The sequence below is a fragment of the Streptomyces sp. NPDC090741 genome (assembly GCF_044769045.1).
Taxonomy (GTDB): domain Bacteria; phylum Actinomycetota; class Actinomycetes; order Streptomycetales; family Streptomycetaceae; genus Streptomyces.
This window is the reverse complement of record NZ_JBIVXF010000004.1, coordinates 358,757-379,287: the sequence shown is the minus strand read 5'-3', so window position 1 is coordinate 379,287 and position 20,531 is coordinate 358,757. Positions and strand designations below refer to the sequence as shown.

General features: G+C 73.7%; 13 protein-coding genes and 1 pseudogene. 10 read left to right on the top strand and 4 right to left on the bottom strand.

The genetic code is table 11. The features are described from left to right. Window positions 1–51 precede the first annotated feature (51 nt). Complete coding sequence (locus tag ACIQU4_RS13835) at window positions 52–2,520, top strand: HAD-IC family P-type ATPase (protein ID WP_403729154.1); 2,469 nt, start codon at window positions 52–54, stop codon at window positions 2,518–2,520. Window positions 2,521–2,547: 27 nt separating this feature from the next. On the opposite strand, the gene ACIQU4_RS13830 is transcribed toward ACIQU4_RS13835, so the two are convergent. Together ACIQU4_RS13830 and serC are read right to left on the bottom strand one after the other, a co-directional pair. Continuing rightward, window positions 2,548–5,751: a sacsin N-terminal ATP-binding-like domain-containing protein gene (locus tag ACIQU4_RS13830; protein WP_403729151.1), complete on the bottom strand. Its 3,204-nt coding sequence runs from the start codon at window positions 5,749–5,751 to the stop codon at window positions 2,548–2,550. Between the two features lie 133 nt (window positions 5,752–5,884). Continuing rightward, a complete protein-coding gene (serC, locus tag ACIQU4_RS13825; RefSeq protein WP_403729148.1) occupies window positions 5,885–7,006 on the bottom strand; it encodes a phosphoserine transaminase in 1,122 nt (373 codons plus the stop codon). Window positions 7,007–7,090: 84 nt separating this feature from the next. Between serC and ACIQU4_RS13820 the strand changes: the two genes are divergently transcribed. From ACIQU4_RS13820 to ACIQU4_RS13800, 5 genes and pseudogenes are all read left to right on the top strand, one after another. After that, on the top strand, window positions 7,091–9,991 hold the full coding sequence (locus ACIQU4_RS13820; RefSeq protein WP_403729146.1) for an FAD-binding and (Fe-S)-binding domain-containing protein: 2,901 nt from the start codon (window positions 7,091–7,093) through the stop codon (window positions 9,989–9,991). 47 nt (window positions 9,992–10,038) lie between these two features. Continuing rightward, entirely contained in the window at window positions 10,039–10,980 is a 942-nt protein-coding gene (locus ACIQU4_RS13815) for an EamA family transporter (protein ID WP_403729143.1), read from the top strand. After that, a complete protein-coding gene (locus ACIQU4_RS13810) occupies window positions 10,980–11,351 on the top strand; it encodes an iron chaperone (protein WP_403729140.1) in 372 nt (123 codons plus the stop codon). The genes ACIQU4_RS13815 and ACIQU4_RS13810 overlap by 1 nt, the downstream gene beginning before the upstream one ends. Before the next feature lie 87 nt (window positions 11,352–11,438). Then, window positions 11,439–12,179, top strand: coding sequence for a GntR family transcriptional regulator (locus ACIQU4_RS13805; protein WP_403729137.1), 741 nt, complete (start codon window positions 11,439–11,441; stop codon window positions 12,177–12,179). 320 nt (window positions 12,180–12,499) lie between these two features. After that, window positions 12,500–12,640, top strand: a pseudogene (locus tag ACIQU4_RS13800) (DUF6415 family natural product biosynthesis protein); the annotation flags it as partial. A 198-nt stretch (window positions 12,641–12,838) separates the two neighbouring features. Here the strand turns inward: ACIQU4_RS13800 and ACIQU4_RS13795 are convergent. Continuing rightward, window positions 12,839–13,816, bottom strand: coding sequence for a helix-turn-helix transcriptional regulator (locus ACIQU4_RS13795; protein WP_403729135.1), 978 nt, complete (start codon window positions 13,814–13,816; stop codon window positions 12,839–12,841). 39 nt (window positions 13,817–13,855) lie between these two features. On the opposite strand from ACIQU4_RS13795, the gene ACIQU4_RS13790 reads away from it, so the two are divergent. Continuing rightward, window positions 13,856–14,314: a hypothetical protein gene (locus tag ACIQU4_RS13790; protein WP_403729132.1), complete on the top strand. Its 459-nt coding sequence runs from the start codon at window positions 13,856–13,858 to the stop codon at window positions 14,312–14,314. Between the two features lie 96 nt (window positions 14,315–14,410). Here ACIQU4_RS13790 and ACIQU4_RS13785 read toward each other — a convergent pair whose 3' ends face one another. Continuing rightward, complete coding sequence (locus ACIQU4_RS13785) at window positions 14,411–16,024, bottom strand: alpha/beta fold hydrolase (RefSeq protein ID WP_403729129.1); 1,614 nt, start codon at window positions 16,022–16,024, stop codon at window positions 14,411–14,413. A 355-nt stretch (window positions 16,025–16,379) separates the two neighbouring features. Between ACIQU4_RS13785 and ACIQU4_RS13780 the strand changes: the two genes are divergently transcribed. The 3 genes from ACIQU4_RS13780 to ACIQU4_RS13770 are packed head-to-tail and all read left to right on the top strand — an operon-like array spanning window position 16,380 to window position 20,523. After that, on the top strand, window positions 16,380–17,180 hold the full coding sequence (locus ACIQU4_RS13780; protein ID WP_403729126.1) for a TIGR03084 family metal-binding protein: 801 nt from the start codon (window positions 16,380–16,382) through the stop codon (window positions 17,178–17,180). After that, window positions 17,177–18,928 (top strand): acyclic terpene utilization AtuA family protein, encoded by a 1,752-nt coding sequence (locus ACIQU4_RS13775; protein WP_403729124.1) that lies wholly within the window; start codon window positions 17,177–17,179, stop codon window positions 18,926–18,928. Before ACIQU4_RS13780 ends, ACIQU4_RS13775 begins: the two co-directional genes overlap by 4 nt. Further along, window positions 18,925–20,523 carry an acyl-CoA carboxylase subunit beta gene (locus ACIQU4_RS13770; protein ID WP_403729121.1) on the top strand — a complete coding sequence of 533 codons (1,599 nt, stop codon included), beginning with the start codon at window positions 18,925–18,927 and terminating at the stop codon, window positions 20,521–20,523. Before ACIQU4_RS13775 ends, ACIQU4_RS13770 begins: the two co-directional genes overlap by 4 nt. Window positions 20,524–20,531 lie beyond the last annotated feature (8 nt).

Below are 20,531 nucleotides of genomic sequence, written 5' to 3'. Positions count from 1 at the left end.
TTCGGACTTCTCGGCGGGTGAAGCGGTAGAACCCCCTTTACCGTCGAAAGCATGACGCAGCGGGCAGACATCGAACCGGGCGGTTCCGAGCCGGGAGCCGGCGGGCCCGGCGGCGCGGCCATCGACGCGGGAGCCGAGCTGGATCCGGTACACCCGGTCCGGCCGCCCGCACCCCGGTTCAAGCCCGCCGGCCTGACCACCGCCGAAGTCGCCGAGCGCGTCGCCCGCGGAGCCGTCAACGACGTGCCCGTGCGCAGCAGCCGCTCCACCGCCGACATCGTCCGCGCCAACGTCTTCACCCGGTTCAACGCCATCATCGGCGTGCTCTGGGTGGTCATGCTCATCGTCGCGCCGTTCCAGGACAGCCTGTTCGGCTACGTGATCATCGCGAACACCGGCATCGGGATCATCCAGGAGATGCGGGCCAAGAAGACCCTGGACGGCCTCGCCGTCATCGGCGAGGCCAAACCGAGCGTCCGCCGCGACGGCCGGACCGCCGAGATCTCCACCTCCGAGATCGTCCTCGACGACGTCATCGAGCTCGGTCCCGGCGACAAGGTCGTCGTCGACGGCTCCGTCGGCGAGGCCGAGGGCCTGGAGATCGACGAGTCCCTGCTCACCGGCGAGGCCGACCCCGTCCTGAAGAAGCGCGGCGACCCCGTCATGTCCGGGTCCTTCGTCGTCGCCGGAGGCGGCGCGTTCACCGCCACCAAGGTCGGCCGCGAGGCCTACGCCGCCCAGTTGGCCGAAGAGGCCACCCGCTTCACGCTCGTCCACTCCGAGCTGCGCTCCGGCATCTCCACCATCCTCAAGTACGTCACCTGGATGATGATCCCGACCTCGATCGGCCTGATCATCAGCCAGCTCGTCGTCAAGGACAACAACCTCAAGGACGCCATCGCCCGCACGGTCGGCGGCATCGTCCCGATGATCCCCGAGGGCCTCGTCCTGCTGACCTCCGTCGCCTTCGCGATCGGCGTCATCCGGCTCGGCCGCCAGCAGTGCCTCGTGCAGGAACTGCCGGCCATCGAGGGCCTCGCCCGCGTCGACGTGGTCTGCCTCGACAAGACCGGCACCCTCACCGAGGGCGGCATGGACGTCACCGAGCTCCGGCCGCTCGGCGGCGCGGAGCCCGCGTACGTCAAGAGGGTGCTCGGCGCGCTCGGCGAGTCCGACCCCCGCCCCAACGCCAGCCTCCAGGCGATCATCGACGCCTACCCGGACAGCGCAGAGTGGCGCTGCACCGAGTCCCTGCCGTTCTCCTCCGCCCGCAAGTACAGCGGCGCCAGCTTCAGCGAGGGCGACGGCGAGAACAACACCTGGCTGCTCGGCGCCCCCGACGTGCTCCTCCCGGCCGGTGACCCGGCCCTCGACGAGATCAACGACCTCAACGAGCAGGGCCTGCGCGTCCTGCTGCTCGCCCGGGCCGCGCGCGAACTCGACGACCCGGCCGTCGGTGCCGGGGTCAAGCCGACCGCCCTGATCGTCCTGGAACAGCGGCTGCGACCCGACGCGGCCGACACCCTGCGCTACTTCGAGGACCAGAAGGTCCACGCGAAGGTCATCTCCGGCGACAACGCGGTCTCGGTGGGCGCGGTGGCCGGCAAGCTGGGCCTGCCGGGAGCCGAGAACACGGTCGACGCGCGCAGGCTGCCGGCCGAGCAGGCCGAGATGGCCAAGGTCCTCGACGAGAACGCCGTCTTCGGGCGGGTCACCCCGCAGCAGAAGCGCGACATGGTCGGCGCGCTGCAGTCCAACGGCCACACGGTCGCGATGACGGGCGACGGCGTCAACGACGTCCTGGCCCTCAAGGACGCCGACATCGGCGTGAGCATGGGCTCGGGCTCGGAGGCCACCCGCGCGGTCGCCCAGATCGTCCTCCTGAACAACAGCTTCTCCACCCTCCCCTCGGTGGTCGCCGAGGGCCGCCGGGTCATCGGCAACATCACCCGCGTCGCCACCCTCTTCCTCACGAAGACCGTCTACTCGGTGCTGCTGGCGATCCTGGTGGTCTGCTTCCAGGTCGAGTACCCCTTCCTGCCCCGCCACCTGACGCTGCTGTCCACCCTCACCATCGGCATCCCGGCCTTCTTCCTGGCCCTGGCGCCGAACAAGGAGCGCGCGAAGCCGCACTTCGTGAAACGGGTGATGCGGTACGCGATCCCGGGCGGTGTGATCGCGGCGGTGGCCACCTTCGTGACGTACATCTTCGCCCGCCACCACTACACGGGCCCGGAGGCCCTCCAGGCCGAGACGAGCGCGGCGACGCTGACGCTGTTCCTCACCTCGATGTGGGTCCTGGTGATCATCGCCCGCCCGTACACGTGGTGGCGGGTGGCCCTGGTCGGCGCGATGGGCGGCGCCTTCCTGATCGTCCTGGTCGTCCCCTGGCTCCAGGACTTCTTCGAGCTGAAGCTGGTGGGCACGGAACTCCCCTGGACCGCGGTCGCCATCGCGGCCGCCGCCTCGGCCCTGATCGAGTTCACCTTCCGCTGGGTCAACCGCAGGTTCCCTGCGTAGGCCGCCGGGCGGCTCGTGACGGGGCCGTCAGTCGAACCAGCGGTCGCGGGCCAGTTCCGGGGTGCGGGAGGGGTCTTCCAGGAGGGCGGCCACCTCGAAGCGGCGGGGCCATTGGGCCGCCGACCAGGCGAGGCCCGCGGCCACGCCCTCCAGGGTGGCGGCGTGCAGGGTGCCGTCCGGGGTGCGGCGCCAGTCGAGTTCCACGCCGCCCGCGATCAGCTCCTCGTGCTCCAGGTAGGTCGCCGGGGTCGAGGGGCCCAGGAGGATCCGTACCGACTCCGGGACCTCGTGCTCCTCGCCCGGCGTCGTGACCTCCGCCGGGACCGTCTCCGAGAGGCGGCGGACCTGGAGCAGCTCCGCCAGGTCGGCCGCGCGGGCCGGGGCCACCGGGAGCAGGGGGAGCCCCTCGGCCAGGGGCAGGAGGTCCGGGGCGTCCGCGATCACGGCGTCCGCCGCGTCGACCACGACGACCTCGCCGTCCACCACCGCGCGCAGCTCGTCCGGGAGCGTGACCTGCTCGGGGTCCAGCTCGGCCAGGGCCCCGTACAGGGCGTGCAGCTGGCGGTCCGACACCTCGCGGTCCGGGTCGGCGAGCCGGCCCAGGAGCTCGGCGGCGCCGCCGGGTTCGTCCAGCAGGGCCGGCACGGTCGTGCGTACGCCGAGCGCCCGCAGGACCTGCTCGTCCCCGAAGCCCGTCGCGTCCGCCGGGGTGTAGAGGCCCGCCAGCAGCGGGTCGCCGCCCGCCGCGCGCAGGCCCGCCGGGCGGCGGCCGTCGAGGACGGGGTGGTCGCGCAGCCACCAGGCGGTGTACGGGCGCACCGACTGCGTGGTGCCGTCCGGCAGCAGCACCCGTACGGGCTGGGTCAGCGCGTCGCGCAGCGGCGGCTGCGCGAGCATGGCCAGGGCCTGGGGCCAGCAGTCGTCGTCGACCAGGTCGAGGTCGCGGACCGCGACGAGTTCCGTGGCCACGGGCGGCAGCGGGGTGTCCGGGAGCTGGTCCAGTACGTCCTCGCACCACACGTCCACCGCGTCCAGCAGCCCCGCGTCGTCCGGCTCGGCGAAGTCCCCGTCGCGCGGCTCCAGTTCGTCCGGGTCGAGGACCACGTCCGTGGCGCGGACCAGCTGGAAGACGGCCAGCACCCCGCAGGCGGTCAGCGGCTGGGCGCCCCACTTCCCGGCCAGCTCGCCGTCCACGTACGGGACTTCGTCCTCGCGGATCACCGAGGCCAGCGGCGAGCCCGGCAGCAGCAGCTCGCCCGCGGGCGTGAGCTCGCCGTCCTCGTCCGGCAGGGCCAGCGCCCCCAGCCACGGCTCGTCGCCCGGCGCCAGGTCGGCGTCCCGGACCAGGCCCAGGACCACCTCCGCCAGCTCGTCGGCGTCGAGGGCGTCCTCGTCCCAGATCTCCCCGGCGTCGAGGGAGGCGGCCACCGCGGCCCGCACCTGCGGGGTCGTCAGAACGGCGCGCGGCGTGGCCGGGAGCGCGCCGAGGCGCTCCAGCAGCGGGTGCGCGGCGTCCGGGTGGGCCACCTTCAGCCCCATCCGGGCCAGGTCCTTCGGGGTGTCCGCGTCGGGCAGCAGTACGTGCCGCGGGCCGATCGTGGTCCGTCCGTCGGCCAGCGGCACCGGCAGGCCCGAGAGCCGGTCCGGATCCACCCCGGCCAGGGTGTCGTACAGCCGGTGCCACCACTCGGGGGTGCGCTCGATGCCCGCGATCCGCTCGATGGCGTCGCCCAGCGGCAGCCGGCCCACGCCCAGCGTGCGCAGTTCGGGCCGGCGCTCCAGCCCGGCGGGCAGCAGGGTCGGCAGCACCTCGGCGAGGACCTGTACGGTGTCGGCGCCCGCGCCCTCCACCACCTCGGCCTCGAAGGGGCGCAGGGCGGAGCGCTCCTCCGCGTGCTCGGCGGGGGCCGCCGGGGCGAGGAACGCCGTACGCGGCAGCCGCTGCAGCACGGCCGCGCGCAGCGCCCCGTCCAGCGGGCCCTTGCCGAGCGGCCCGGGTACGAGGTCCACCAGGGCGGTGCCCACCGGGTCCCAGGCGCCCAGCAGTTCGGCGTAGGCGTCGGCCGCGCGCTCCACCAGGAAGTCGGTCAGCGGACCCGGCGCGGGGTGCCGGCGGGCGGTGTCCAGCGGCAGCGTCGCGATGAGCAGGGCCGGGATGCCCAGCGGCTCGTCGGTCGGAGTCGGCGCGTGCACCACGCTTGCGGTGACCGGGCGTACGGGAGCGCCCTCGGTGTCCACGGGAACGGCCCAGGACACCGTCCAGACCGGCCGCAGCCGCTCCTCCACGGGGCGGTCGGCGAGCAGCGCCCGCTCGATGGGGCCGCTGTGGCGGACGGTGCGCCAACGGCGGGTCTCGCCCATGGCGCCCGCCACTCCGGCGCCTCCCGCCGCGTCCTCGATGACGGTGTACGGGCCCTCGTCGCGGCGGCGGAGCGTACGGGTGCCCTCCTGCGGGGTCTCCACGACGATCTCGGCCAGCCCCGGCAGGGTCAGCAGCAGCGCGTCGTCGATGCCGGCCAGCAGCCGCTGCACCAGGTCCCCGGCGGCGGCGTCGCGCAGCGGGAGGACGACCACGGTGTCGTAGCCCTCGGGGGCGGTGCCCTCGGCGGGCAGCGGCAGCCGCAGCAGCGGGACGTGCCCGTCGCGGCGGCGCAGTTCGTCGCCGAGGCCGGGGCTGCCGTTGGCGGCGTCGCGGGCCAGCTCGCGGGCCTCGGCCAGGGACCAGCGGACACCGCCGTGGCGGCCGAGTACGGCGGGCTCGTCGGACACCGCGAGGACGGCCGCGAAGCCGACGCCGAAGCGGCCCACGGTGTCGGCGGAGCCGCTCGTACCGGTCGACCCCGCGGGCGCCCGCTTCGCGGAGGCCCGCAGGGTGCTCAGCGACTCCACGCCCGTCGCGTCCAGCGGGGCACCGGTGTTGGCGACGGCCAGCACGCCGTGCCCGCCCTCGCCGGAGTGCAGGGTGAGCCGCAGCCGGCCGGGCACCTCGGCCCGGGCCGCGGCGTCGGCGGCGTTCTGCGCCAGCTCGACGACGAGCCGGTCGCGGTAGCCGCCGAGGGCCAGGTCCTCCTCGGCGTTGGCGTCCTCGCGGAAGCGGGCCGGGCCCGCGCCCCAGGAGTCGAGCACCCCGCGCCGCAGCCGGGCCGTGCCGAAGGGGTCCGCGCCGCCCTGGGCCGCCGTCACTCGCACGCTCACGCCGCTGCCTCCATGCTGTCCTGCACCGCACTGCATTCACCGAGTGCCGAATGCCGAGGCCCTGAAGGTATCGCGTGCGGGTCCTGGTGGTCGGGGCGGCCGGGCCCACGGCGGAGCCCCTGGCGACACGGAGTCGCCAGGGGCTCGTACGCTGCCGGTCAGGGCGTGATCAGAGCTGCTCGATCACGTAGTCGATGCACGCGGTCAGCGCCTGCACGTCCGCCGGGTCGATCGCCGGGAACATCGCGATGCGGAGCTGGTTGCGGCCGAGCTTGCGGTACGGCTCGGTGTCCACGATGCCGTTGGCGCGCAGCACCTTGGCGACGGCGGCCGCGTCGATGTCGTCCGAGAAGTCGATCGTGCCGATGACGGCGGAGCGCTTGTCGGCGTCCACGACGAACGGGTTGGCGTACTTCGACGCCTCCGCCCAGCCGTACAGGTGGCGCGCGCTGGCCGCCGTACGGCCGGTGGTGAACTCCAGGCCGCCCTGGCTGTTCATCCACTCCAGCTGCTGGTTCAGCAGGAAGAGGGTGGACAGGGCAGGGGTGTTGTACGTCTGGTTCTTCAGCGAGTTGTCGATCGCCGTCGGCAGCGAGAAGAACTCCGGGATGTGCCGGCTGCCGGAGGCGTGCACGCGCGCCGCCCGCTCCAGGGCCGCCGGGGAGAACGCCGCCAGCCACAGGCCGCCGTCGGAGGCGAAGGACTTCTGCGGGGCGAAGTAGTAGACGTCGCTCTCGGTGATGTCCACCGGCAGACCGCCGGCGCCCGAGGTCGCATCCACCAGTACGAGTGAACCGGCGTCGGCGCCCGCGACGCGCTTGACCGGCGCCGCCACACCCGTCGAGGTCTCGTTGTGCGTGTACGCGTACACGTCGACGCCCGCTTCGGCCACCGGCTCGGGGTGCGTGCCCGGCTCGGAGGAGATCACGGTCGGCTCGTCCAGCCACGGCGCGAGCTTCGCGGCCTTGGCGAACTTGGAGGAGAACTCGCCGAAGGTGAGGTGCTGGGACTTCTGCTCGATGAGCCCGGCGGTCGCGATGTCCCAGAAGGCGGTGGAGCCGCCGTTGCCCAGGATCACCTCGTAGCCCTCGGGGAGGGAGAAGAGGTCCCGGATGCCGTCCCGCACCGAGCCGACCAGGTTCTTGACCGGGGCCTGGCGGTGGGAGGTTCCGAGCAGGGAGGTACCGGTGGCGGCGAGGGCGTCCAGCGCCTCGGTCCGCACCTTGGAGGGGCCCGCGCCGAAGCGTCCGTCGGCGGGCTTGATGTCAGCGGGAATCTGGATCTCGGCCACGAGCGGAGCGTATCCGGTCCCGGTCCACGCCTTGGAGGCGCGTCCACCCGATGAGACGAGTCCGGCCGGTGGCAGGGTGGGGCCGTGACGTCACCCGGGGAACTCGAACGGTCATTGCGGGAGAACCTGCGCGGGGAGGTGGACTTCGGGGCCGCGGCCCGCGCCCTCGCGACGATGGACGCCTCGAACTACCGGCGGGTGCCGGTGGGGGTGGTCGCGCCGCGCGACGCCGAGGACGTCGCGGCCGCGCTGCGGATCTGCGCGGAGGCCGGCGTACCGGTCGTCCCGCGCGGCGGCGGGACCTCGATCGCCGGACAGGCCACGGGCATCGGCGTGGTGCTGGACCTGACCCGGCACATGAACGCCCTGGTGTCGCTGGACCCGGCCGCCCGGACCGCCGTGGTCCAGCCGGGGCTGGTGCTCGACCGGCTGCGCGAGGCGGCCCGCCCGTACGGGCTGACCTTCGGCCCGGACCCCTCCACGCACTCCCGCTGCACGCTGGGCGGGATGATCGGCAACAACGCGTGCGGGGCCCACTCGGTGGCCTGGGGGACCACCGCGGACAACGTGGCGGAGCTGGCGGTCACGGCGTACGGGGGCGCGGCGTACCGGCTCGGGACGGGCTGGACGGGAGCCCCGGCGGGTCTGCGGGAGCTGGTGTCGGGGAACCTGGCGGTGCTCCGTACGGGGATGACGGGAGGTTTCTCGCGGCGGATCTCCGGATACGGCGGGCTGGACTCGCTGCTGCCCGAGCGGGGCGTGGAGGTGGCCCGGGCCTTCTGCGGGAGCGAAGGCACGCTCGGGGTGGTGACCGAGGCCGTCGTACGCCTGGTGGAGGCGCCGCGCGCGCCGGCGCTCGCGGTCCTCGGGTACGCCGACGAGAGCGCGGCGGCGGACGCGGCGGCCGGGCTGCTGGGGTTCGGGCCGCTGACGGTGGAGGGCATGGCGGCCGACCTGGTGGGCTCGGCTCCCGGGCTCCCCCGGGGCGGGGGGTGGCTGTTCGTCGAGATGCGGGACGAGGCGGCGGCGCGGTCGCTCGTACGGGCCGCCGACGCGGTGGACTCGGTCGTGGTCACGGACCCGGCGGGGCAGCGGGCGCTGTGGCGGATCCGCGAGGACGCGGCCGGCACGGCGACGCGGATGCCCGACGGGGGGATGGCGTGGCCGGGCTGGGAGGACTGCGCGGTGCCGCCGGCCCGGCTGGGGGCGTACCTGCGGGAGTTCCGGGCGCTGCTGGCCGGGCACGGACTGCGGGGGACTCCGTACGGGCACTTCGGCGAGGGCTGCGTCCACGTACGGATCGACTTCGACCTGGCGTCGGGGGCGGGGGTGGCGCGCTTCCGGGAGTTCTCCTCGGACCTGGCGGACCTGGTGGTCTCCCACGGCGGCTCGCTCTCCGGGGAGCACGGGGACGGGCAGGCGCGGGCGGAGTTCCTGCCGAGGATGTACGGGGCGGAGGTCATCCGGCTCTTCGGCGCGTACAAGGACGTGTGGGACCCGGCGGGCGGGATGAATCCCGGGATGCTGGTCCGCCCGGCCCGGTCGGACGAGAACCTGCGCTTCGCGGTGCTGCCGGCGACGCCCTTCGCGGGGGAGGTGGCCCGCTGCGTGGGCGTGGCGAAATGCCGGTCGACCGCCGCGGCCGGTCCGCAGGTGATGTGCCCCTCGTACCGGGTCACGGGGGAGGAGCGGCACTCCACGCGCGGCCGGGCGAGGCTGCTGCACGAGATGCTGGCCGGGGAGATCGTGACGGACGGCTGGCGCTCGCGGGAGGTCGCGGAGGCGCTCGACCTCTGCCTGGCCTGCAAGGGCTGTCGCAGCGACTGCCCGGTGGGCGTGGACATGGCGTCGTACAAGGCGGAGTTCCTCCACCGCCACTGGGCGGGCCGCATCCGCCCCCTGTCCCACTACACCCTGGGCGGACTGCCTGCCTGGCTCCGGCTGATCGCCTCGCTGCGGCTGGCACGCGTCGCGAACGCGGCCGCCCGCCGCTTCCCGGTCCCGGGCCTGACGAGGGAACGCGCCCTCCCGCCGCTGGCCGCCGAGCCCTTCACCCGCTGGTGGCGGCGCAGGGTCGGGGCGGCCGCGACACCGCCGGGGCCGCTGCACCCGGGCCCGCCCCCGGCCGCCGCCGGGGGCGGGCCAGGCGGTGGCCACTCGGCAGGGGCCGACCTTTCAGCCCGTCCGGCGCCAGAGGGCCGGGGGGCCGGGGGCGGAGCCCCGACCCCGACCCCGTCCGGTGTCACGCTCTGGCCGGACACGTTCACCGAGTACCTGTCCCCGCAGACCGGCAGGGCGGCCGTCCGGGTCCTGCGGGACGCCGGCCTTGCCGTCTCCCTCCCCCCGAAGGGGGTCTGCTGCGGGCTGACCTACATCTCCACCGGCCGCCTCGACCGCGCCCGTACCGTCCTGCGCCGCACCCTCGACGCCGTGGGAGACGTACGAGGACCCGTAACGGTCCTCGAACCCAGCTGCGCCGCCGCCCTCCGTACCGACCTGCCCGCCCTCCTCCCCGACGACCCGCGCGCGCAGCGCCTCGCGGCAGCCGTCCGCACCTTCGCCGAGACCCTGGAGGAGTGCGCCCCCCGCTGGCAGCCGCCTCGCCTGGACCGCCCCGCCGTCGGCCAGACGCACTGCCACCAGCACGCCGTCCTGGGCGACGCCGCCGACCGCCGGCTCCGCGAGCGGGCCGGCCTCGGCGGCGAGCTCAGTGGCGGCTGCTGCGGCCTCGCCGGGAACTTCGGCTTCGAGCCGGGCCACGAGGAGGTGTCCGCGGCCTGCGCCGGGGAACAGCTGCTTCCCGCCCTGCGAGCGGCCCCGCCCGGGGCCGCGATCCTGGCGGACGGGTTCTCGTGCCGTACGCAGATCGCGCAGATCGCGCAGCTCGCCGGGCTCCCCGGCGGGAGCCGGGCCCACCACCTCGCCGAGCTCCTCGCGGAGGGCCTGGCCGAGGGGCTGGCCGAGGGCCTTGCGGACGGCATGTAAGCCAACACACGCCGCCATGGCCCTTACGCACCCCTTAGTCTGGATTAATGCCCGCAACCTCGCCCAAGTCCGACCACGCCCCGGCGGCCGCCGACCTCACGACGGCCCCGGCACTCCCGACGACCGCCGGCTCCTCCCGTTTCGGCCCCGTCGCGCTGGTCGTCGCCGCGGGCATCTCGGTGCAGTTCGGCGCCGCCCTCGCCGTCATGATCATGCCGGCAGCGGGCGCCGCGGGCGTGGTCACGCTGCGGCTCGCGGCCGCCGCGCTGGTGCTGCTGCTCGTGTGCCGCCCGAAGGTCCGCGGGTACTCGCGTGCCGACTGGGGCACGGTCGTCGCCTTCGGCATCGCCATGGCCGGTATGAACGGGCTCTTCTACCAGTCCATCGACCGGATCCCGCTCGGCCCGGCCGTCACCCTCGAAGTGCTCGGCCCCCTCGTCCTGTCGGTCGTCGTCTCGCGGCGCCTGGTCAGCCTGCTGTGGGCCGGCCTGGCCCTCGGCGGTGTCGTCCTGCTCGCCGGCCACGGCGGCGGCAGCGGCTTCGGCGGCCTCGACCTCCTCGGCGCGGCCTTCGCGCTCGGAGCGGGCGCGATGTGGGCGGCGTACATCGTGTTCAGCGCGCGCACGGGCCGCCGCTTCCCGCAGGCGGACGGGCTGGCCCTGGCCATGGCGGTGGCGGCGGTGCTCTCGCTCCCGCTGGGCGTGATCGAGGCCGGCTCCGCGCTCCTGGTGCCGAGCACGATGGCGCTGGGCCTCGGCGTCGCCGTCCTGTCCTCCGTCCTCCCGTACACCCTGGAGCTCCTGGCGCTGCGCCGCGTCCCCGCCCCGACGTTCGCGATCCTGATGAGCCTGGAGCCGGCGATCGCGGCCACGGCCGGGTTCCTGATCCTGAACCAGGCGATGTCGCCGATCGACGCACTGGCGATCGCCCTGGTCATCGCGGCGAGCATGGGCGCGGTCCGCTCCCAGACCCGACAGGCCGCCGCCTGATGCCGGCGACGGCCGAGGTCGACGCGTACCTGGCGCAGGCCCCGGAGGCCCGCCGTGAGGCGCTGACGCGGCTGCGCGAGCTGTGCCTGGCCGAGCTGACGGGCTTCGAGGAGGTCATGGCGTACGGCATGCCGGCGTACGTACGGGCCGGTGCGGAGGCGGCGGAGATCGCCTGGGCGAACCAGAAGCAGTACATCTCGGTCTACCTGATGCGGACGGACGTACGGGACGTCTTCGCGGACCGCCTGGCCGGACACGACATGGGCAAGGCGTGCCTGCGCTTCCGACGCCCGGAGGCAGTGGACTTCACCCTGCTCCGCGACATCCTGCGCAGCACGGCATCAGCACCCCCGGGCCCCATCTGCACGTAGCCGGCCCCTCCGCCCACCCCGCCGCTTAGCGAAGCTGCTGGGCGTTGACTAAGTTGGTGCCACCCGAGGGAGCAATGGAGGCCGGTCATGCCCGAGACGGCGCGTCAGATCGCCGACGATTTGCGGGCGCGCGTCGACTCCGGTGAGTTCGGCCCTGGTGCTCGCCTCCCCGGGGAGCCGACACTCGTCAAGCAGTACGGCGTGGCGAAGATGACCGCCGCTAACGCGTTGAAGCTTCTGGTCGTGGAAGGGGTGGCCTACGCGCGCCCCGGATCCGGCACCTACGTCCGTGACTTCACGCCGATCCGTCGCGTGGCCACGCGACGATTGTCCCGGTCCCAGTGGTCGTCCGGGAGCTCCGTCTGGGCTGCGGATGTGAGCGATCGGGCGATGGAGGTCATCGACATCGAGGTCTACGAGACGGCGACCGCGCCGCAGTGGGTGACACGCGCTCTCCGCCTCGAACCGGGCGAGTCGGTTCTCGTCCGCGGCCGCCGGTACGTCGTGGACGGATCCCCCGTGCAGCTGGCGACTTCGTACTTCGCCGCCGACCCCGTCCGCAACACCCCGATCACCCAGCCCGACCCGGGCCCCGGCGGCGTCTACGCCCGGCTGGCGGATCTGGGTATGGCCCCAGTCGACTTCACGGAGGAGCTCCGGGCCCGTATGCCGAGTTCGGAGGAGGCCGAACTGCTCGCCCTCCTGCCGGCGACCCCCGTGGTCGAGATCTGCCGGACCGCGATGACGGCAGAGGGCAGGCCGGTCGAGCTGAATCACATGCTGCTGGATGCCGGGTCGTACGTGATGCAGTACGACTTCACCAGCTGACGGCTTCACCGTGCGAGGGCCCACTTCGGTGGGCCCTTTTGCGTGGATCCACTCGCGGGGCACCCCGCACCCACCTTGACCTCTGTAGGGAGATTGAGTGTCTCCGGTCTTCTTCGTGAGGAGTGATCTGGTGTGGGCCAAATCCCTGCGGACACCTCCGGCGTCAAGGCGATGACTGTCGCCGGAGCCGCCCTCGTCGCGCGCGCCCTTGTCCCGTACAACCTGAAGCCCGGCGACGAGGAGATCTTGGTACTTCTCCTCGATCTGACACGGCACGGTGAACGCCTCCGCAGCGACGTCGTCCGCCTGGGGAAGCCGATGTTGCTGCCGCCGCGGTGGAGGATTGGCGCACCCTCACCAGCCGCGGTCCCGACGACTCACCCCTCGCCATCTGGAACCATGTCCGCGCACTGGCCCGGGTCGTCAAGGCCTTCCGCCGCGCCATGGAAATCAGCACGTGACGACTCCGCCCGGCTGTCCGACCGGCCGATGGGTCGGCCCACCACCGTCGTGCCCGGGTTGCGGTGCTCGGCCGTTGCCGATCGGCGGGCCGGAAGGCGGGGTGACGGTCCACGAGCCGGGCTGTCCCAAGAGGGTTCCGGGGCGGGACGTTTAGGACGGTCAGGGGCTCGGCCAGTCCACCGGCGATCCGCGGGGACTCAGGCGTAGCGGGACGTCATCGCCGCGAGCGTGGCGCGGATGCGGGTCCGCAGGGGTGGTGGGGAGAGGATCTCCGCTTCCGCGCCCAGGGCCAGGAACTGTTCCTCCGCCTGGGCGTGCGACTCGATCGGGAGGATCGCCCGGGTCCATCCCGCCAGGTCCGGATCCGGGGTGCCCCCGGCGGCCAGGGCCCGCGCCTGGACCCCCGTCAGCCGCGCCGCACCGCGCGGGGAGAGACGTACCAGCGCCTCCTCCGGACGGAGCCGCGCATGGAACTCCTCCTGCGTCCTGCGCCAGTGCTCCGCCAGCTCGAAGCCCTCCGGCAGCCGGCACTCCCGCGCCGTCTCCCGCACCGACAGGATCTGGTCCACCCGGTAGGTCCGCGGCTCCGCCGCGCCCTCGGGCCGCTGCGCCCCCGCCACCAGGTACCAGCGCCCCGCCTTCAGCACCAGCCCGTACGGCTCCAGCCGGCGGTCCACCTCCTGAGGCTCCTGCCACCGCCGGTAGCGGACCTCGATCACCCGCCCCCGCCACACCGCGTCCGCGACCTGCGCCAGGTACGGGGTCTCCTCGTGCTCCGCGTACCACCCCGGCGCGTCCAGGTGGAACCGCAGCCTCATCCGGTCCGCCTGCTCCCGCAACTCCGCCGGCAGCGCCGCCCGCAGCTTCAGCTGCGCCGCCGACAGGGCGCGCCCCAGCCCGAGTTCCGCCGCGGGCCCCGGCATTCCGGTCAGGAACAGCGCCTCCGCCTCGCCCGTGCTCAGCCCGGTCAGCCGGGTCCGGTAGCCGGCCAGCAGCTGGTAGCCGCCGCTGTGCCCGGCGTCCCCGTACAGCGGGACGCCCGCCGCGGCCAGCGCCTCCGCGTCGCGGTAGACCGTGCGTACGGACACCTCCAGTTCCTCCGCGAGCTCGGCGGCGGTCATCCGTCCCCGGGTCTGGAGCAGCAGCAGGATCGACAGCAAGCGGCTCGACTTCACTGACACAGGATGTCAGTGAAGCGGTCCTACGGTCCTCGCATGAACGACTTCGACTTTCTCCTCGGCACCTGGGACGTCACCAACCGCTGGCGCACCGACTTCCTCGACCCGGACAGCGAGTGGGAGGAGTTCCCGGCCGTGTCCCGGGCTTCCCGCCACTTCGACGGCGCCGCGAACTTCGACGAGATCGAGTTCCCGACCAAGGGTTTCGCCGGTCTGACCCTGCGCCTGTACGACCCGGCGAGCGAGCAGTGGTCGCTGTACTGGGCGAGCCGGCGCACCGGAACCCTCTTCCCGCCGGTCACCGGCCGTTTCGCGGACGGCACCGGTGTCTTCGAGGGCGAGGACACGCACGCCGGCAAGACGGTCCGCGTCCGGTTCGTGTGGTCGGGGACCGCCTCCGCCTCCCCCCGCTGGGAGCAGTTCTTCTCGCTCGACGAGGGCACGAGCTGGATCCACAACTGGACGATGGACCTGCGCCCCCGCCCCCGCCCCTGAGACCGCACGCCCGCCCCGCCGGCCACGGGGGTGCTCGGCGGGGCGGGCGGGGCGGGTGGGGCGGGTGGTGCCGGCGGTGGAGGCATCGCCCGGCCGTCAGCCCAGCGGCAGGTCCAGGTAGGACGGCGTGGCCTCCGGGGAGGTGAAGGCCAGCGTCGAGCGCGGCAGGTTGGCATCCCCGTAGAAGGGGTCGCGGGCGTCGATCACCAGCATCAGCCGGTGCCCGCGCGGGACGTCGTACGCCGTCGCCTGGAGCTCGATGTCGGCGCTGACCAGACTGTCGGGCGCCGAGTCGAGGTCCGTGTACGGGGCGTGCGTGACGATGTGCGCCGCACCGTCGGGCGCCACCGCGAGCAGGTACGCGACGAACGACGAGTCGGGGTTCGCGGCCCGGTACGTGACGCGCAGCCGCGGCGTGCCGCGCAGCCGGGCGGTCTCCGCCTCCGGGTCCGCCGTCCAGACCGCGGCGACGGTGCGGTCGATGTCGCCGGTCCGGTACGCCTTCGGGCGGCCCGCGATCTCGTCGTACCCGGAGCGCACGATCTCGTCGGCGACGCTCGCCGGGGTGTCCACCCCGCACAGCACGCCCGCGCTCCAGCCGGCCTCGGGCCGCTCGGTGAGCTCCCCGCCGCTCACCAGGTGCAGCCGGCGCACCTGTTCGGTGACGGAGTCCCAGGTGGGGCGGGGTTCCAGGGTCTGGCCCCACATGACCTCGCTGAGCACCTGGCCCTCGTCGGCGATGCCGTTCTCGATCCCCCTCAGGTGGTGGTCGAACCAGCGGTGGGCGTTGGTCCAGATCCGGTTGGGCAGGCCGATCATGCCCGTCATCTCGGGCCCGGAGTGGTCGCCGATGGAGAGGTCGAGGCGCTTGGGGCCGGTGAGCTCGTTGAACAGCTTCAGCGTCTGGTTGCCCGGGAAGAGCGTCTCGTGCCAGGCGTGCGAGAAGTAGACGGGAACCTGGCGCCGGTTGAGCTCCTTGATGTGGGTGAACGGCGAACGCTGCTCCGCCCAGCGCAGGGTGCCCTGGATGTCGCGGCCCGCGAGGACGTTCTCGAAAACGCTCTGGGTCTGCGGGCTCAGCCGGGCCTTCGAGGCCGCCTTGAGCAGCGCCTCGACGGCGGCCACGTGCCGGGTCCGGTTCTCGTAGAAGGCCTCGCCGAGGTCGCCCCAGGTGCTGAGCGCGACCACCGCGTCGACGCGCGTGTCGTGCGCGGCGACGAGCTGGCCGATTCCGGAGCCGTACGAGTCCCCCAGGAAGCCGATCTTCGTGACCGGTCCTGCGGTGCGCTCGATGAGATGGTCCAAGGCCCGGCTGCCGTCCGCGACGTCGAGCGGGCCGGCCACGTCGACCTGCCCCTCGGAGCCGGCGAAACCGCGGGCGCTGTAGGCGAGGACGTTGTAGCCGCGGGCCGCGAAGACGCTGGCCTGGACGGCGTACGGGAGCCAGCCGTGGTTCGTCCACGGCGAGGGCATCACGATCACCGGCCGCGGCCGGCCCCCGTTGTGCCGCCACAGCGCGGCGTCGAGCAGGTCCCCGTCGGAGCCGGCGACCTTGACCCGGCCGAAGACGGCGACGGAGCGGGCGTCGGCGACCTCTGCGGCGCGGGCGGGGGCGAGGCCGGTGACGTCCCCGGTCTCCAGGGCGGCGACGAATGCGGTGAGGGCGGTCGCGTCGAGTTCGGGATAGAGCGAGAAAGCGGCTGAGATCACGTCGGTTCATCCTCTTCGTCGAGTGACGTTCGGCGAGTGACTTCTTCGAGTGCCTGCTTCGCGAGTGCCTTCGGCGCGGGGGGACTTCGCGGGGGACGAAGCGTTCAGTATCGAGGCGACATCGGCCGGGTTCCGCCGCTTTCCGGCATACGGCCTGAATCGCCCCCTCCGGGCCCGTGGCGGTCATGCCCGCCGACCAGCGCCGGGCCGGCGTCGAACGCCAAATCGCCTTCCCTCCGCGCCGGTTGGCGGCGGTGGCGCGAAGGGGACGCTCCCCGGCCAAATCATGCAAGCATGCTTGATTGTTTTGCGCCCGGCTGCCAGTCTTCCCCTCACGCCGAAAGGGGAGCCCGCCGTGCTCGATCCGTCAGCTGTCGCCGTCTTCGCCGATCTGCGCGAGGAAGGCCTCGCGCTCGAAACCCTGGTACGGGACCTGCCCGGCTCCGGCTGGGCCGAGCCCACCCCCGCACCCGGCTGGACCATCGCCCACCAGATCGCCCACCTGCACTGGACCGACCGGGCCGCGCTGGTCTCCCTCACCGACCCCGAGGGCTTCGCCGCCCTGGTCGACGAGGCGGTCAAGGCACCCGACTCCTTCGTGGACGAGGGCGCGGCGGAGGGCGCCGCGCTGGCGCCCGCCGAGCTGCTGACCCGCTGGCGGGCCGGGCGCAGCGCCCTCGACGAGGCGCTCGCCGCGGCCTCGCCCGACGCCCGCTTCCCCTGGTACGGGCCGCCGATGAAGGCCGCCTCCATGGCCAGCGCCCGCCTCATGGAGACCTGGGCGCACGGCCAGGACGTCGCCGACGCCCTCGGCGTACGCCGCACCCCGACCGCGCGGCTGCGGCACGTGGCGCGGATCGGCGTACGGGCCCGCGACTACGCGTTCGCGGTACGGGGACTGCCCGCGCCCGCCGGGGAGTTCAGGGTGGAACTCGCGGCGCCGGACGGCGGGGAGCCCTGGACCTACGGGCCGCAGGGCGCGGCGGACCGGATCACCGGCCCGGCACTCGACTTCTGCCTGCTGGTGACCCAGCGGGCCCACCGCGCCGACCTGGCCCTGACGGCCACCGGCCCCGACGCCGACCGCTGGCTGGACATCGCCCAGGCCTTCGCGGGCCCGGCGGGCCCCGGCCGCGCACCGGGGGCGGCGCGATGAGCGGGGGCCGCGGCGCGGGCGCGGGCACCCGGCGGCCGCTGCGCATCGGCAACGCCTCGGGGTTCTACGGGGACCGCTTCAGCGCCTTCGAGGAGATGCTGACCGGCGGGCCGCTGGACGTGCTGACCGGCGACTACCTCGCCGAGCTGACCATGCTGATCCTGGGCCGCGACCGGCTGAAGACCCCGGACCTCGGCTACGCCAAGACCTTCCTGCGGCAGTTGGAGGAGGGCCTGGGCCTCGCGCGCGAGCGGGGCGTACGGATCGTCGCCAACGCGGGCGGCCTGAACCCGGCGGGACTGGCCGACGCGATCCGCCTGCTCGCCGCCAAGGCCGGGCTGCCGGTGTCGGTCGCCCATGTCGAGGGCGACGACCTGATGCCGTTCGCGGAGGGCGCGCTGACCGCGAACGCCTACCTGGGCGGCGCCGGCATCACGGCCTGCCTGCGGGCGGGCGCGGACGTGGTCGTCACCGGCCGGGTCACCGACGCGGCCCTGGTCAGCGGGTCGGCGGCCTGGTGGTTCGACTGGGCCCCGGACGACCACGACAAGCTGGCGGGGGCGGTGGTGGCGGGGCACGTCCTGGAGTGCGGGACCCAGGCCACCGGCGGCAACTACGCCTTCTTCACGGCGCACGACGTCCGCCGACCCGGGTTCCCGCTGGCGGAGATCGCGGAGGACGGCTCGTCGGTGATCACGAAGCATCCGGGCACGGGCGGGGTCGTGACCACCGGCACCGTCACCGCCCAACTCCTCTACGAGACCCAGGGCGTGCGCTACCTCGGCCCGGACGTCACCGCCCGCCTGGACACGGTCCGCCTCTCCGAGGACGGCCCCGACCGCGTCCGCGTCTCGGGCGTGCTGGGCGAACCCCCGCCCCCCACCCTCAAAGTGGGCGTCACCCGCATCGGCGGCTGGCGCAACGAGGTCGTCTTCGTCCTGACCGGCCTGGACATCGAGGCGAAGTCGGCGCTGGTCCGCACGCAGCTGTCCGAGGCCCTGGAGGGCGTGGCCACCGCCGACTGGACCCTTGCCCGCACGGACCACGAGGACGCCGGGACGCAGGAGACGGCGAGCGCGCTCCTGCGCCTGGTGGTCCGCGACCCGTCCCCGGAACGGGTGGGCCGCGCCCTGACCTCGACGGCGATCGAGCTGGCCCTGGGCAGCTATCCCGGCTTCCACGTCACCACCCCACCGGGCCCGGCCCAGCCGTACGGGGTCTTCACATCGACCTCGGCCCCGGCGGACTCGGTCCCCCACGTGGCGGTCCTCCCGGACGGCACCCGCCTGCCGGTGCCCGCTGTCCCTCCAGCCCCTCCGGCGTTCGAGGAGCGGGGTCCGGGGCGGAGCCCCGGTTCGGGACGGGGCGGGGTGGGGGAGAGCCCCGCAGGGCCCACCACCCGCGCCCCCCTCGGAGCGGTGGCCGGGGCCCGCAGCGGCGACAAGGGCGGCGACGCCAACATCGGCGTCTGGGTCGATACCGAGGCCGCCTGGGCATGGCTCGACCGCACGCTCACCGTCGAACTGCTGAAGGAGTTGCTCCCCGAAGCCCGGGCCCTGCCCGTGGCACGCCACACGCTCCCGAACCTCCGCGCCCTGAACTTCACCATCACCGGAATCCTCGGCGCCGGCGTCGCCTCCGCCCACCGCTTCGACCCCCAGGCCAAGGCACTCGGCGAATGGCTCCGCGCCCGCCACCTCGACATCCCGACGCACCTACTGTCCGCCCCGGAGGGGACCGGCCCATGACCCGCCTCCGCACCACCGTCGACCCGCACGCACCCGAGCACGCGCAGGCCCGTACCGCCGCGCTGGAACGCCTCGCCGAGCTGGACGCCGAGCACGCCAAGGCCCTCCTCGGCGGCGGCGAGAAGTACACGGCCCGCCACAAGGACCGCGGCAAGCTCCTCGCCCGCGAGCGCATCGAGCTGCTCCTCGACCCGGACACCCCGTTCCTGGAGCTGTCCCCGCTCGCCGCCTGGGGCAGCGACTACCCCGTCGGCGCCTCCATGGTCACCGGCATCGGCACGGTCGAGGGCGTCGAGTGCCTGGTCACCGCCAACGACCCCACCGTCCGCGGCGGCGCCTCCAACCCCTGGACCCTCAAGAAGGCCCTGCGGGCCAACGAGATCGCCCGGCAGAACAACCTCCCCTGCATCAGCCTCGTCGAGTCCGGCGGCGCCGATCTCTCCTCCCAGAAGGAGATCTTCATCCCGGGCGGCGCGATCTTCCGCGACCTGACCCGGCTCTCTGCCGCCGGCATCCCCACCGTCGCCGTCGTCTTCGGCAACTCCACCGCGGGAGGCGCGTACATCCCGGGGATGTCCGACCACACCATCATGATCAAGGACCGCTCCAAGGTGTTCCTCGGCGGTCCGCCCCTCGTCAAGATGGCCACCGGCGAGGAGAGCGACGACGAGTCCCTCGGCGGGGCCGACATGCACGCCCGCACCTCCGGACTCGCCGACTACTACGCCCTCGACGAGCACGACGCGATCCGCCGGGCCCGCCGCGTCGTCGCCCGCCTGAACCACCGCAAGCCCCACCCCGATCCGCAGCCCGCCGAGGAGCCGAAGTACGACCCGGAAGAACTCCTCGGCATCGTCCCCGCCGACCTCAAGACCCCCTTCGACCCCCGCGAGGTCATCGCCCGCATCGTCGACGGCTCCGACTTCGACGAGTTCAAGCCCCTCTACGGCACCAGCCTGGTCACCGGCTGGGCCACCCTCCACGGCTACCCGGTCGGCATCCTCGCCAACGCCCAGGGCGTGCTGTTCAGCGCCGAGTCGCAGAAGGCCGCCCAGTTCATCCAGCTGGCCAACCAGCGCGACATCCCGCTCCTCTTCCTCCACAACACCACCGGCTACATGGTCGGCAAGGAGTACGAGCAGGGCGGCATCATCAAGCACGGCTCGATGATGATCAACGCGGTCTCCAACTCCCGCGTCCCCCACCTCTCCGTCCTCATCGGCGCCAGCTACGGAGCCGGCCACTACGGCATGTGCGGGCGCGCCTACGAGCCCCGCTTCCTCTTCGCCTGGCCCAGCGCCAAATCCGCCGTCATGGGTCCGGCCCAGCTCGCCGGGGTGCTCTCCATCGTGGCCCGGCAGTCCGCCGCCGCGAAGGGGCAGCCGTACGACGACGAGGCCGACGCCGGGATGCGTGCCTTCGTGGAGGCGCAGATCGAGTCGGAGTCCCTGCCGATGTTCCTGTCCGGGCGGCTGTACGACGACGGCGTCATCGACCCGCGCGACACCCGCACCGTCCTCGGCCTGTGCCTGTCGGCCGTCCACAACGCCCCCGTCGAGGGCGCCCGCGGCGGCTTCGGCGTCTTCCGGATGTGAGCCCGCAC